Genomic DNA, 14,643 nt, shown 5'->3' with positions numbered 1-14,643 from the left:
AATGAAATTAAGAATCGGAATTACGTGCTATCCGACCGTCGGAGGGTCAGGGGTAGTCGCAACGGAACTTGGCAAACTTTTGGCTGAGAAAGGGCATGAAATTCATTTTATCACTTCCAGCCTACCATTCAGGATCAATAAAATGTATCATAACATCTACTTCCATCAAGTGGAAGTCAACCAATATTCAGTATTTCAATATCCTCCTTATGATATCGCACTTGCGAATAAGATGGCCGAAATCATCAAGCGTGAAAACCTTGATATCCTACACGTGCATTACGCAATCCCGCATGCAGTGTGCGCGATCTTGGGAAAACAGATGGCTGACAGGGATGTGAAGATCGTGACTACGTTGCATGGAACAGATATTACAGTCTTGGGCTATGACCCATCACTGACGGGTGCCATTCGATTCGGGATTGAGAAATCAGATGTAGTGACGGCTGTTTCCAATGCACTGTGCGATCAGACCAATGAATTGATAGGGCCTGATAAGGAAATTCAAACCGTTTACAATTTCATTGACGAAAGAGTGTATCGGAAAGTGGATTCACATCATTTGAAAGAAGAGTATGGCATTGATGAAACGGAAAAGGTCGTCATCCATGTGTCAAATTTCAGAGGGGTAAAAAGGGTGAAGGATGTTGTCGCGTCTTTCAACATGATTCAAAAAGAAATCCCCGCAAAGCTGCTCCTTGTCGGGGATGGTCCTGAAATGACGGTCGTATGTAAACAAGTGAAGGAACTTGGGATCACAGATCGGGTATTGTTTCTTGGGAAGCAAGATAATTTGGAAGAACTGTATTCCATGAGCGACCTTAAATTACTACTATCTGAAAAAGAAAGCTTCGGACTGGTCGCGCTTGAGGCAATGGCATGCGGTGTACCTGCCATCGGCACCGATATAGGTGGGATACCTGAAGTCATTGAAGACGGGTTTAACGGATATATCTGCAAGGTGGGGGACGTGGAACAAGTGGCATCGAAGGCGATCACATTGCTAACAGATGAAAATCTTCATGAGACCTTCTCCGCACATGCCCTTGAAACGGCAAGATCAACATTCCATTCGCAGAAAATCGTAGAGCAGTATGAAGACATATATAGACAACTGATTACAGAGTGATCATATGGGAGGGATTACGGTTGTTGCCAACAATCTTCAAGGAGGCAATTCCTCTTTTAACAAAAATTGAAAGTGCAGGCTTCGAGGCTTATTTCGTAGGTGGTTCAGTAAGGGATTTCCTTTTAGAGAGACCGATCAATGATGTGGATATTGCGACTTCGGCATTTCCTGAAGAAATAAAAGGCATCTTTCCTCAAACAGCCGATATCGGGATCGATCATGGGACGGTATTGGTGATTGAAGAGACAGGTGAATATGAAATAACGACCTTCAGGACGGAATCAGGCTATGAAGATTTCAGGCGTCCTGATTCTGTAGAATTCATTCGTTCTTTGGAAGATGATCTGAGGAGAAGGGATTTCACGATGAATAGTCTTGCGATGGACGCAGATGGCCATATTTATGACCCATTCAATGGACAGGATGATATTGAGCATAAAATGATCAAGACTGTCGGTGAAGCGTCCGAACGTTTCTCAGAAGATGCATTGAGGATGCTAAGGGGGATCCGGTTTGTGAGCCAGCTCGGCTTCAAGCTAGAGTCTGCGACCCTGGAAGCCCTGAAAACCCACTCTTCATTATTGACACATATAGCAGTTGAACGGAAAACGATGGAGTTTGAGAAGATGATTGCAGGTGGATTCAGGAGGGAAGCGCTAAGGCTTCTGCTTGAAACTTCCTTATACATTCAACTCCCTGGTCTCTCTCCATACAAAGAGGCCATAAGAACGATGGCCGATCTTCCTGGCATCGATCGGCTGACTACCGAGCAAACATGGCTGCTACTCTTATCTTATATCGATGAAAGTCCGTCAGATTTTCTGAAGGAATGGAAGTTGCCGTCAAAGACAATCAAGGAGAGGACCAAGGAGAAGCACATCCTTACGAAGAGAATGAAGGAAGGATGGAGCAAGGGGTTGCTTTATGACACAGGACTGGAAAGAGCCATAAATGTTGAAAAGGTATACGAGTGCATCCACTCCCCGTCAGCGTCCATCATTGATCAATTACAGGAAGAATACAATGAATTTCCGATAAAAAGTCTGAAGGAAGTGAAGGTAACCGGTTCAGATCTGATGGAATGGACAGGGAAGAATGGAGGACCTTGGATCAAGGAAACCCTACAACATGTAGAACAAGCGATCATAAATGGCGAAATTCAAAATGATACCGAAACTATAAGGAGGTGGCTAGAAGAATGCAATCGATTAGAAAAAAATTGATTGAGGCCTTTTCTGAGTCCCATGGGGAATTCTTATCCGGGCAGGCTCTGGCGGAAATTGCAGGGTGTTCCCGGACAGCGATATGGAAACATATAGAGGAACTGCGGAAAGAGGGCTTTGTTTTGGAGGCGGTCCGGAAAAAAGGGTATCGGATTGTCCATACACCTGACAGTGTCACGGAAAATAAAATTCGCCTTGGATTACAGACGTCAACATTGGGGCAAGTGATTCATTACGAAAAATCTGTCCCGAGCACACAAAAAATTGCACATGACCTTGCAGGGGATGGAGCAGCGGAAGGGACACTTGTCATAGCGGATGAACAGACTGCGGGCAGAGGAAGGCTCATGCGGGAGTGGCATTCATCATCAGGAAATGGGATCTGGATGAGTCTGATCTTAAAGCCCAATCTCCCTCCTCAGAAAGCACCTCAGTTTACGCTCATAACGGCAGTGGCGGTTGTACAGGCAATTGAAGAAGTGTCAAGTCTTGAGCCGGAGATCAAGTGGCCGAATGACATCCTGATAAATGGCAAGAAAGTGACCGGTATCCTGACCGAACTGCAGGCAGAGTCAGACCGGATCAATTCCATCATCATCGGGATCGGAATGAACGTCAATCATACAATCGAGCATTTTCCAGATGCCATTCAGTCCATTGCGACATCCCTTTCAATAGAGGAAGGGAAACCACTTTCAAGAGCGGTGATTGTCCAGAAAGTACTCGAGCGAATGGAGTCACTCTATGGACTTTATATGAAAGAAGGGTTCACCCCCATTAAACTTCTATGGGAAAGCTACGCTGTCTCAATCGGTAAAAGAATCAGGGCACGTACAATCAACGGTACGATTGAAGGTACCGCATTGGGCATTACCGAGGAAGGTGTCTTGAAAATAGAAGACATGGCAGGGGTCGTTCATCAGATCTACTCAGCCGATATCGAAGTGAATGTATGAAGGGTTCCATCATGAAAGCCGTCATTGGGCTGATAAACGGGATGTTGAAAGGATCTTTTTCTTTTCTCCATCCCGTTTTTTTTATGGTATAATGCTAGTGGGCAGTATCGAAAGAACTGCACCTAAATTTTTATCGGAACATCTTAATACCAATAAATCTGCCTTGATCCAATTTGGACTGGGACAGAGGGTCGAAACAATAATAATCAGACACTTGTGATCCTTCTGTCAATCAATCAGAAGGTTTTTTTATTCTTATATTGTAAGTGCTTTCATTCTTGTTTCGTCACCTCTGACTGCAAAGAAGGAGGAATATTATGAGACAAACGACTGATTTCTCGAAGATGAAGAAGGAGAGCGAAAAAATTACCATGCTGACCGCCTATGATTATCCTAGTGCGAAGCTTGCAGAAGAGGCCGGTATCGACCTCATCCTCGTTGGTGATTCTCTTGGGATGGTTGTGCTAGGATATGATTCGACGATCCAGGTGACCGTCGAAGATATGATCCACCATACGAAAGCCGTCAAACGTGGCGCCCCGAACACATTTATCGTAACGGATATGCCGTTTATGACGTATCATCTTTCAAGGGAAGAAACGCTAAGGACAGCAGCGAGAATCATGCAGGAAAGCGGAGCCCACGCTGTGAAAGTAGAAGGGGCTGGCATAGTGGTGGAGCATATGGAGTCGATGACGAATGCGGGTATACCCGTGATGGCTCATTTAGGCCTGACCCCTCAATCGGTAGGTGTCCTCGGGGGGTACAAAGTTCAGGGCAAAACGGCCGATGCTGCCCAAAAGCTCATTGAAGATGCATTTAGATGTGAAAAGGCAGGAGCATTTGCGATTGTCCTCGAATGTGTGCCGAAACAGCTTGCTAAAGAAGTATCGGAAGCGGTGAATATCCCCGTCATCGGAATCGGGGCAGGTATTGGGACCGATGGACAGGTGCTTGTGTTCCATGACCTTGTCACATACGGGGTAGGCAGGGTGCCAAAATTCGTCAAGCAATACAGCAACATCTCCGACACCATTGTTTCGAGTATCACTAACTATATCGTTGATGTGAAAAGCGGTGTATTCCCCGAAGAGAGTCACTCCTTCACGATGCGCGAGCATGAATTGCAAACATTATATGGGGGAAGCCAAAAGTGAACATCATTACGAATAATGAAGCACTCCGTGAACAAATTCGTCAATATAAGCAATCAGGAAAGTCAATAGGATTTGTCCCTACAATGGGATATCTCCATGAAGGCCACCTATCATTGATAGAGGAAGCCAGGAAGAATCATGACATCGTGGTTCTCAGCATATTCGTCAATCCACTTCAATTCGGTCCAAATGAGGATTTCGAACGATATCCGAGGGATGCTGAGCGCGACAGGAAGCTTGCGGAACATGCGGGAGTGGATTTGCTTTTCATGCCAGTGGTCGATGAGATCTATCCAACTGGCCTTTCTGTCACCATGCTAGTCAAGGAGCGGGTGGATGTCATGTGCGGCAGGAAACGTGAAGGGCATTTTGATGGAGTCGTGACAGTCTTGACGAAGCTCTTTCACCTCGTACAGCCGGATTCAGCCTATTTCGGGATGAAGGATGCCCAACAAGTGGCCGTAGTGGAAGGACTCGTCCAAGATTACTTCTTCCCGATCGAGATTGTCAGGGTCCCTACCATTAGGGAAGAAGACGGCCTTGCGAAGAGTTCAAGGAATGTCTACTTATCACCACAAGAACGAAGAGAAGCACCTATACTTTTCAAAAGTCTGCAATTGGCAAAGGGTTTGGTGGAAAGGGGTCACCTGAAGCGGGATTCCATCATCCGTAAAGTAACGGAGCTCATCCATGATGAAACTTCGGGTACGGTCGACTATGTGGAGATCTATTCATTTCCACAGATGGTGCCGGTGGAACCGTTACAGGGTGACATCATAATTGCGCTTGCCGTTCAATTCGATAAGGCAAGACTCATCGACAATATGATCATTTCTTTGGGAAAAAAGGAGAGTCAGCATGTTTAGAACAATGATGAATGGAAAGATTCATAGAGCAAGGGTGACAGAAGCTAATCTGGACTATGTCGGAAGCATCACCATCGATCAAGATATTCTTGACAGCGTGGACATGATGGCAAATGAGAAAGTACAGATCGTAAATAACAACAATGGAGCAAGGCTCGAAACATATATCATCCCTGGTGAGAGGGGCAGTGGAGTCATCTGCCTGAATGGTGCGGCAGCAAGACTCGTTCAAAAGGGGGATGTGGTCATCATCATCTCATACAAGCTGGTAGCAGAAGAAAAAATCGGGAGCCATGTACCAAAAGTAGCAATTATGAACGAGCATAACCAAATCGTTGAAATGCTGGGTACTGAACCGGAAGCGACAGTCTATTAAAGGATAACGGGGCGATTCTCAATGAATCGCCTCTTTTTATTGAGTCGGTTAAATGAGAAGGTAGCGTTTAACTCATCCCGTCAATCATGAGAGAAGATGGGCCTTCTAAATTGAATTGTGGTACACTATTCTAGAAATCATAACTATGATGAAATCTACCGTAGGATTTATATAAAGGCAGTGAGAAATGATGTTACCATTCAAATTAGTCGTTGTGGACCTGGAGACAACCGGGAATTCCCCGAGAAAAGGCGAGAAAATCATTCAAATTTCCGCAGTCATCATAGAGGGTGGCCGGATTGTCGACCAGTTCACATCATTCGTTTCACCAGGAAAAGCCATCCCTCCATTCATTGAAGAATTGACTGGCATAAATGACGAGATGGTCAAGGATGCTCCTCTGTTCCATGAAATCGCACCAGACATTCTTCGAATCCTTGATGGGGGTGTGTTCGTTGCACATAATGTAGGGTTCGATCTTTCCTTTTTACAGGCGGAGCTCGAAGAAGCAGGATATAATCCATTTTCCGGCCCTTCCTTTGATACTGTGGAATTAGCGAAGATAGCCCTTCCATCTGCTGACAGCTTCAAGCTGACAGAGTTATCAAATTCCCTGTCCCTGAGTCATGTAAGACCACATCAGGCTGATAGCGATGCCTATGTGACGGCGGAGCTGCTCCTTTATTTCATCGAGAAGTTGAAGAGTCTGCCGCTGGTGACCCTTGAGAAGCTCGGAGATTTATCAGCACATTTGAAGAGTGATCTCTCATTGCTCTTCAGTGAAATTGTTTCTGAAAAACAAAAGCATGTCGAAGACCTGCAGGACGAACTTGAAGTGTACCGGGGGATTGCCCTGCGCAGGAAAATAGTGGAGGATCAAGAGATTCCTGAAAGTACCGATCTTGATATTGAAATCAATGAGTCCCTTGAAGCCCATATTCCATCCTATGAAAAAAGGGAAGCGCAAGTCCAGATGATGGATGAAATCCGGGATTCATTCGAGGAGTCCAGGCACCTTGTTGTTGAAGCGGGTACAGGAGTCGGGAAATCACTTGGATACTTGTGGCCATCTCTTCAATTCGCAAAACGGCACAATGAGCGTGTGGTAATCAGTACTTTCACCGTCCAGCTTCAAGAGCAACTTTTGCAAAAAGAGATCGCATTGCTGAAGAAAATGTGCCCATTTTCTTTTCAAGCCGTCCTATTAAAGGGCAAGAATCATTACATAAACCTGTTTAAATTCGAGCAATCACTTCGAGAAGATGATTCACAGTATGATGTTGTATTGACTAAGATGCAGATCCTCGTATGGTTGACGAGAACGCACACCGGGGATGTGGATGAGTTGAACCTTACATCTGGAGGCCAATTATTCTGGAACAGGCTGCGGCATGATGGATGGCATTTACCCCACAACAAAGACCCATGGGTATCAAAAGATTTTTATCTCTATGCAAGGAAACGCGCACAGTCAGCGGAAATCATCATAACTAATCATTCCATGCTGCTTTCAGATCTCATCAATAAGGGAAATCTCATCCCAGCATTTGATTATTTAGTGATAGATGAAGCGCACCACCTGGATAAGTCAGCAAGGCAGCACCTGGGGATTGTACTGGACTATTTGTCGATTAAATTTTCAACATCACAGCTTGGAACGCTCGAGCAAAGGCAGCTGTTCGGCCGCTTGAACGGGTTAATGGATACGCATGGGTTCGAAGGCAATGTGCATCCCTTTGAAATTGACCATAAGCTTAGCCAGTACTACATGGACCTTGAAGACGCGATGAATGTCCTTACAAACTTCTTCTATAAAAACGCGAAAAAGAGGCAGGGTGTCCAGAAACTGCAGCTCAGGGTCTCTGAAGAAATGAAAAAGGGAAGAACCTGGCAGCCTGTTCAAATGGCATTTGAGCGGGTCATTTCAGGTATGAAAACGATCGAGAGGGAATTTGATGGGATCCTTGATACGATCAAATCAAAAAAACTGAAGCTTAAAGATAGTGAAAAGGCTCTAGTTGAAGAATTTTACAGCTTCTTAGTAGAATGGAATGAACTATATGGTGACCTTCGGGCAATCTTCCTTAAAGAGTTGGATGAATATGTTCTTTGGCTTGAAGGAGATACCCGTTCATTACCGAATAGCCTTGTCATCCAAGCGCAGCCGGTCGATGTATCCCGCAACCTGAAGGAGGAGCTTTTCTCAAAAAAGAAGAGTGTGATCCTCACATCAGCGACACTGACGGTCAGTCATTCATTCAAATATTTCTTGAATGAAATCGGGTTAACGGGGGAAGGGATCAAGGAACTTCAACTTTCGTCCCCTTTCCGATACGATCAGTCGGCTACGCTATTCATTCCGAATGATGTCCCTGAGATCCAGCAGGTCTCAACAGAGGAATATATTGAATCCATAAGCTCTCATTTGATTGGAGTGGCCCAGGCTACTCAAGGGAGGATGCTCATTTTATTCACTTCGTATGATATGCTTCGCAGAACATATGAATTGATGAAGGATAGCGGCCTGCTTGAAGATTATGTATTGATGGCACAAGGGATCAGTTCTGGGAGCCGGACTAGGCTGACAAAGAATTTCCAGCGTTTCGACAAAGCGATCCTTTTCGGTACCAGCAGTTTCTGGGAAGGGGTGGATATCCCCGGGGAAGACTTGTCATGCCTAGCGCTTGTTCGCTTGCCGTTCTCACCGCCTGACGACCCCGTAACCCAAGCGAAATCCGAAATCCTAAAGGAGCAAGGGAAAAATCCATTTTCAAGCCACTCTTTACCCCAAGCGATCATCAGGTTCAAGCAAGGGGTAGGAAGGTTGATCAGGAGAAGTAGCGACCGCGGCATCGTCATCGTCTATGACCGGAGAGTCAAGACCACCAGGTACGGCAAAGCTTTCCTGGATTCAATTCCAGCGATGAGAGTAAAAGAAGGGGACTTATATGATCTTATCTCATGGATCGAGGATTGGCTGTAAGGGAGTTTGCATGAAACGAACCAGGCTTAGTTGGAGGCCGGTTCGTTTTTTCTTGGAAAACCTCAGGTACCTTACTCTCCTGATTATTTTCTCATTTCTTGACACAAGATAAGGGGTAGATGAAATTTGGGGGCTGGGTATATGAGGGCGTCAATCCTTGCGATATTGCTGATAATCGTCTATTCACAGGTAACCATTGCGGTGAAGGTGCCCGAAGTGGACCTGAAACTTTCACCTAATGAGGCTGCAATCAGTTTTCTGCCGTTGAAAAGCGGAGAAGTGGCGGTGTTGCATTTACCGACGGGTGAGAACTTCCTGATCAATACAGGGCCGGATAGTCAGGTGAAGGAGCTTTATTATTATTTGAATCAGATGAATATTGAAGGCATTAAAGGAATTATCCTCACTGAAGAAGCTGAAATATTCAAAGATACGCTGCTTGAACTCAAAAGGAAATACTCAATAGATGAGTTCATGGCCGGCCGTTCCTTTGCCCCTATGCTCCAAGAAGCGGTACCAGACGGTGTCGAAAGTTTGGAAGAAGGGAAAACAAGCCTCTTATCACCCGACGTCGAGATGGAAGTCATCCATGAAGGAAATGATAAGCAGGAGGGCCTTGATTTTTCCCTTACCTTTTTTCAACACCGTTTCTTATGGCTCAGTTCTCAATCCAAGCACGCTGAAGAGGTATTCATGACCAAACCGTTGACAAATGTCAACATAGTGAAAATACCTCTGCACTCTAAGACGGAATGCATTTCGGCTCCGTTGATCAAGCATATCGATCCACAGACCGCACTTTTATACCGATCAAAGGAAAAGTTATTAAATGGAGACCTGCTTGAAGCCTTGAATGAAGCGTGGATTGATTTATACTTGACAGGTCAGCATGGACTGATTTCAATTAAATTGAACAAGCATAACTATGAAGTACTTACTTTCGATGGGGATGACGGTTAAGTTTTTTGCTTTTCTGTCTACCATCTAAACGCTGAATGTTGTTATAATGTGTGTAGTGTTCCTCGGGAAGAGCTTCCGGGGAGCATCAGGAAACAAACGATTCAGCAAACGAGAATAGACGGAGAAGGAGGAAGCGGCAATGGAGAGCAAAATCGAGATTCTTTCCACGGTTCGGATTTCTTATACGGATGATTTATATAAAATAGTGGACGCTTTGAATAGGACATTGAAAAAAGATGATTATATGTTCGGTTTAGCCCTGGATACGGAAGATCAAAGCCAGGCTGTACTGACCATTTATCGTACATAAAAGAGGTTAATGAAATGAAGAAGTGGATAATCACACTGGTTGTGACAGCAATTATTGTAACGGCTGCAGCCTCTGTCTTATTGTATCAATCTGCAAGAGGCCCGGTTAAGGAACAAACTAGTAAAGCCTCTGAGCGCGTGCTGGATGAAACATCGATCAAACGGATCGAGGATGTCAGCATTTACCACGGTGCAAAACCATATACAGTGGTCACCGGTCGTGATGACAAAAATGAAAAATTGGTCGTATTCGTTCCAGAGAAAAAAGAAGATTTAATCGTGAAAAAATGGGCAGATGGTATCTCGAAAGAGGAGGCAGTTAATAAACTAAAGGAAGAAAAGCAGCCCGAAGAAATACTATCAGTACGATTGGGGCATGAAAAGGTAGGTCCTGTATGGGAAATCACATACCTTGATGAACAAAAAAACCTCAACTACTTTTATCTACTATTCTCAAATGGGGAATGGTGGAAGAAAATTGAAAACTTATAAGTGATTGGGAGGAAATCGATAATGAATTTTTCTTTAGCCAACAGAGTGAGTGCATTAACACCTTCTACAACATTGGCGATTACAGCAAAGGCCAAGGAAATGAAAGCGCAGGGTATCGATGTCATCGGCCTGGGCGCAGGTGAACCGGACTTCAATACTCCTCAGCACATCATTCAGGCTGCCTATGATTCACTGGTGGAAGGGCATACTAAATACACACCAGCGGGCGGTACGGCTCAGCTGAAGGACGCGGTCATTCAGAAGTTCAAACAAGACCAGAACCTTGATTACAAGCCTTCTGAGATCATCGTCACGAGCGGAGCGAAGCATGCTCTTTATACGCTTTTCCAAGTGTTGTTAAATGAAGGTGACGAGGTCATCATCCCTACTCCATACTGGGTAAGTTATCCTGAGCAGGTGAAACTTGCAGGCGGAAACCCAGTGATTGTCGAAGGGAAGCAACAGAACTCTTATAAAATCACCCCTGAACAACTATCGGGCTCCATAACAGAAAAAACAAAGGCGGTCATCATCAACTCCCCAAGCAATCCGACTGGCATGATTTATTCTCCAGAAGAGCTGAAGGCAATTGGTCAAGTGTGCTTGGAAAATAATGTTCTCATTGTTTCCGATGAGATCTACGAAAAGCTCGTTTATGATGGCAATTCACATACTTCCATCGCGGAGCTTTCAGGGGAACTGAAGGAACAGACGATCATCATCAACGGTGTATCAAAGTCTCACTCAATGACGGGTTGGAGAATCGGTTATGCTGCCGGTAATGAGAAAATCATCAAGGCGATGACGAATCTCGCAAGCCATTCAACTTCTAACCCAACTACCACTTCTCAATACGGTGCAGTAGCAGCCTATATGGGGGATCAAAACCCAGTGGAAGAAATGAGAAAGTCTTTCGAGGAACGCCTGAATATCGTCTTCGATAAGTTAAATGACATTCCTGGCTTTGACTGCATCAAACCTCAAGGGGCATTCTATTTGTTCCCGAACGTGAAAGAGGCTGCAGAGATGACAGGCTTTGACAGTGTTGATTCATTCGTGAAAGCGTTACTGGAGGAAGCGAAAGTTGCCGTCATCCCAGGATCAGGATTTGGTTCAGATGACAATATTCGATTATCATACGCAACAAGCCTCGACTCCATGGAACAGGCGATCCAAAGGATGCACGAATTCGTTATAAAGAAAACGAAATGATGGAAGCACGGGCAGGCCAAGGGTCTGCCCGTCTGGATTCATTGGGGCTTTCTATTGCGACAATGTGACTCGAAATGTATAATATAGTACGATACATATAGCGTGTTAGTTTTTTTGGAGGGAAAAAATCGTGAAAACAACTATTTCTCAAGTAAGTAAGTTTGTTGGTGAAGAGGTTACAATCGGTGCTTGGCTTGCCAACAAACGTTCAAGTGGTAAAATTGCATTCCTTCAGCTCCGTGATGGGACAGGCTTCATTCAGGGAGTTGTCGTTAAGAGTGAAGTGGAAGAAGAAATCTTTCAGAAAGCTAAATCCCTTACACAGGAAACGTCACTTTACGTAACTGGGACCGTTTCTGAAGATTCACGTTCACCTTTCGGATATGAATTACAAGTGAAGTCAGTGCAAGTCATCCATGAAGCGGTTGATTATCCAATCACACCAAAAGAACATGGAACGGAATTCCTTATGGATAACCGTCACTTATGGCTCCGTTCTCGTAAACAGCATGCGGTGATGAAAGTACGTAATGAAATCATCCGTGCGACTTACGAGTTCTTCAATCAAGAAGGTTTCGTCAAGGTGGATCCGCCAATTCTTACCGGCAGTGCACCTGAAGGAACAACGGAATTATTTGCAACGAAATATTTCGATGAGGATGCATACCTATCCCAAAGTGGACAGCTATATATGGAAGCGGCTGCCATGGCTTTAGGGAAAGTATTTTCTTTCGGTCCGACTTTCAGGGCTGAGAAATCAAAAACACGTCGTCATTTGATCGAGTTCTGGATGATTGAACCCGAGATGGCGTTCTATGACTTCAAGGACAATCTAGAAGTGCAAGAACAATATGTTTCCCACATCGTCCAATCAGTGCTTGAAAACTGTAAGCTTGAGTTGGATCGTTTGGGAAGGGACACGTCCAAATTAGAACAAATCAAGGCACCTTTCCCAAGAATCTCGTATGATGACGCAATCAAGCTATTGCACGAGAAAGGATTCGATGATATCGAATGGGGAGATGATTTCGGGGCACCGCATGAGACAGCCATCGCTGAAACGTACGATAAGCCTGTGTTCATCACACATTATCCGACATCACTCAAACCGTTCTACATGCAGCCTGATCCAGAGCGTGAAGATGTTGTACTTTGTGCCGATCTCATCGCTCCGGAAGGGTATGGTGAAATCATCGGAGGCTCTGAACGTATCCATGATGCAGAGCTAATGAAGAAGCGTATTGAAGAACATGAGCTCGCAACGGATGCGTATAAATGGTATCTGGAATTACGTGAGTACGGTTCCGTTCCTCACTCTGGTTTTGGTCTCGGACTTGAAAGAACCGTGGCTTGGATCAGCGGCGTTGAACACGTTAGGGAGACCATTCCATTCCCGCGCCTGTTAAACCGTTTGTATCCATAAGGAGTCATAATAAGGCTGACTTTGTGGCAGAAATGCACACAAAGTCAGCTTTTTTAGTTTGATACTCTGTGGGGGAGAGTCACATATATCAGGTTAAGAAACGAGTAGTGGTATATTTTCGCTCCGTGTGCTCGCTTTCCTTGGTGTGTGAGTGGAGCTTCTTCCGGAAGTTCTTGTGAGGGATTTCAAGAAACAATCACTTCTTTCAACATTCGAAGAAACCCATTCTAGCTAGTTGTAATCATTGCATGTGTTCTATACTGTGATTTTCAAGGATCAACTATTAAAAAGCCATGCCACGATCCCGGAAGCTAATTTTTTACTGGGAAGGATTTGTCGAAGTTATTACAGGCACTTGTACACAATAAATTTTTAAAAAAGTGCTCTTATGGGAGAATTGTAGATTATAAACCGGTTCCAGCTGTTGATTGGAGTGCAAGACGAAGACTCCTGCGGGAAGAGTAGCTTATAAGAAAAGCGGAAGGGCTTTGAAGAGAGGCGTGTGGCATAAGACGAATCGGCCACGAAGGCGTCCTTTTGCCTTCTTGGTCGGTTTGACTTATGACATCTGCCTCTAAGCCCTGCAGCTAGACATGTGAGACCCCGCAGGCGAAGCCGGGGAGGCTCACGGGGTACCCGCGGAAAGCGAAGTCTTGCACGGAATCGGGCAGAGGTGTTTTACATGAAGTAGTAACAATCTGTAACACGTGGAAGTGTGATTCAAATCCATATAAGTGTTAAATTATTCTTCTGAACACATCCATATCGACATAAATAATAAGCATGTTATACTAAAAGGTGAGGTGTGCCGATTATGGATCATAAACAAATGATGGTGTCCTGGATTGAAGAAGGGACCCTTACTATTCCACAATTACTATTGACTAATTACCATACGCTGGGATTGAATGAGTCTGAGTTCGTCCTGCTGTTGCAAGTTTATGGGCAAATGGAAAAAGGAAACTATTTTCCGACTCCCGAGGAGCTTTCAGAACATATGAGCATATCACCTGAATACTGCTCTTCGATTTTAAGGAAACTGATGCAGCAACATTTCTTGACGATAGAAGAAGGGTTGTCACCGGAAGGAATCTTATTCGAAAGATATTCATTGACACCTCTATGGGAGAAGCTCGCCGACTTTATGATGCAGGAATCAAAAAACAAGCAGTTGCAAAAATCAATGGAAGAAGAAGCCGACATTTATTCCGTCTTCGAGCAAGAGTTTGGCCGTCCTCTCTCCCCATTGGAATGTGAGACGCTTGCCATGTGGTTGGATCAAGATGAGCATAATTCAACCATCATCAAAGCGGCATTACGTGAAGCAGTGATCTCCGGAAAGTTGAATTTCAGATATATTGACCGCATTCTTTTCGAATGGAAGAAAAATGGTGTCAAGACCATAGAAGATGCCCGAAACCAGAGTCAGAAGTTCAGGGCTCATCAAAAAAATCCTGCTCACCAAGATCAGTCCAGCCCTAAAAGGAAATCGGTTCCTTTTTATAATTGGCTGGAACAATAGGAGCGTAAAAAGGGACTGCCCTCATGATTGGGGGG

Annotated in this window: 13 protein-coding genes; all 13 read left to right on the top strand. The window is 44.7% G+C overall.

Annotation, left to right across the window (positions count from 1 at the left end; translation table 11 throughout):
* Position 1: 1 nt before the first annotated feature.
* The 13 genes from bshA to LCM10_RS06370 all read left to right on the top strand — a co-directional run bounded on the left by bshA (position 2) and on the right by LCM10_RS06370 (position 14,608).
* Positions 2 to 1,129, top strand: a complete 1,128-nt coding sequence (gene bshA / locus LCM10_RS06430) for an N-acetyl-alpha-D-glucosaminyl L-malate synthase BshA (RefSeq protein WP_224875323.1) — start codon at positions 2 to 4, stop codon at positions 1,127 to 1,129.
* Positions 1,130 to 1,149: 20 nt separating this feature from the next.
* Positions 1,150 to 2,352 (top strand): CCA tRNA nucleotidyltransferase, encoded by a 1,203-nt coding sequence (locus LCM10_RS06425; RefSeq protein WP_224875322.1) that lies wholly within the window; start codon positions 1,150 to 1,152, stop codon positions 2,350 to 2,352.
* Positions 2,328 to 3,308 carry a biotin--[acetyl-CoA-carboxylase] ligase gene (locus LCM10_RS06420; RefSeq protein ID WP_224875321.1) on the top strand — a complete coding sequence of 327 codons (981 nt, stop codon included), beginning with the start codon at positions 2,328 to 2,330 and terminating at the stop codon, positions 3,306 to 3,308. Before LCM10_RS06425 ends, LCM10_RS06420 begins: the two co-directional genes overlap by 25 nt.
* A gap of 317 nt (positions 3,309 to 3,625) precedes the next feature.
* A complete protein-coding gene (gene panB / locus LCM10_RS06415) occupies positions 3,626 to 4,465 on the top strand; it encodes a 3-methyl-2-oxobutanoate hydroxymethyltransferase (RefSeq protein ID WP_224875320.1) in 840 nt (279 codons plus the stop codon).
* Entirely contained in the window at positions 4,462 to 5,331 is an 870-nt protein-coding gene (gene panC / locus LCM10_RS06410) for a pantoate--beta-alanine ligase (RefSeq protein ID WP_224875319.1), read from the top strand. Before panB ends, panC begins: the two co-directional genes overlap by 4 nt.
* On the top strand, positions 5,324 to 5,707 hold the full coding sequence (gene panD / locus LCM10_RS06405; RefSeq protein ID WP_224875318.1) for an aspartate 1-decarboxylase: 384 nt from the start codon (positions 5,324 to 5,326) through the stop codon (positions 5,705 to 5,707). The genes panC and panD overlap by 8 nt, the downstream gene beginning before the upstream one ends.
* Before the next feature lie 187 nt (positions 5,708 to 5,894).
* On the top strand, positions 5,895 to 8,690 hold the full coding sequence (gene dinG / locus LCM10_RS06400; protein ID WP_412103367.1) for an ATP-dependent DNA helicase DinG: 2,796 nt from the start codon (positions 5,895 to 5,897) through the stop codon (positions 8,688 to 8,690).
* A 141-nt stretch (positions 8,691 to 8,831) separates the two neighbouring features.
* Positions 8,832 to 9,650, top strand: coding sequence for a hypothetical protein (locus tag LCM10_RS06395; protein WP_224875317.1), 819 nt, complete (start codon positions 8,832 to 8,834; stop codon positions 9,648 to 9,650).
* Between the two features lie 139 nt (positions 9,651 to 9,789).
* Positions 9,790 to 9,960, top strand: coding sequence for a YpmA family protein (locus LCM10_RS06390; protein WP_224875316.1), 171 nt, complete (start codon positions 9,790 to 9,792; stop codon positions 9,958 to 9,960).
* 14 nt (positions 9,961 to 9,974) lie between these two features.
* Positions 9,975 to 10,451, top strand: a complete 477-nt coding sequence (locus LCM10_RS06385) for a DUF5590 domain-containing protein (protein WP_224875315.1) — start codon at positions 9,975 to 9,977, stop codon at positions 10,449 to 10,451.
* A 21-nt stretch (positions 10,452 to 10,472) separates the two neighbouring features.
* On the top strand, positions 10,473 to 11,663 hold the full coding sequence (locus LCM10_RS06380) for a pyridoxal phosphate-dependent aminotransferase (protein WP_224875314.1): 1,191 nt from the start codon (positions 10,473 to 10,475) through the stop codon (positions 11,661 to 11,663).
* Between the two features lie 130 nt (positions 11,664 to 11,793).
* The gene (asnS, locus tag LCM10_RS06375; RefSeq protein WP_224875313.1) at positions 11,794 to 13,086 is read left to right on the top strand and encodes an asparagine--tRNA ligase; all 1,293 of its coding nucleotides are present in this window, start codon (positions 11,794 to 11,796) and stop codon (positions 13,084 to 13,086) included.
* Positions 13,087 to 13,900: 814 nt separating this feature from the next.
* Positions 13,901 to 14,608 carry a DnaD domain-containing protein gene (locus tag LCM10_RS06370; protein WP_224875312.1) on the top strand — a complete coding sequence of 236 codons (708 nt, stop codon included), beginning with the start codon at positions 13,901 to 13,903 and terminating at the stop codon, positions 14,606 to 14,608.
* The last annotated feature ends 35 nt before the right edge of the window (positions 14,609 to 14,643 follow it).

This window comes from Rossellomorea aquimaris (genome assembly GCF_020171925.1).
Lineage (GTDB): Bacteria > Bacillota > Bacilli > Bacillales > Bacillaceae_B > Rossellomorea > Rossellomorea aquimaris_F.
The sequence above is the reverse complement of the archived record's forward strand: the minus strand, read 5'-3'. Positions and strand labels throughout refer to the sequence as shown.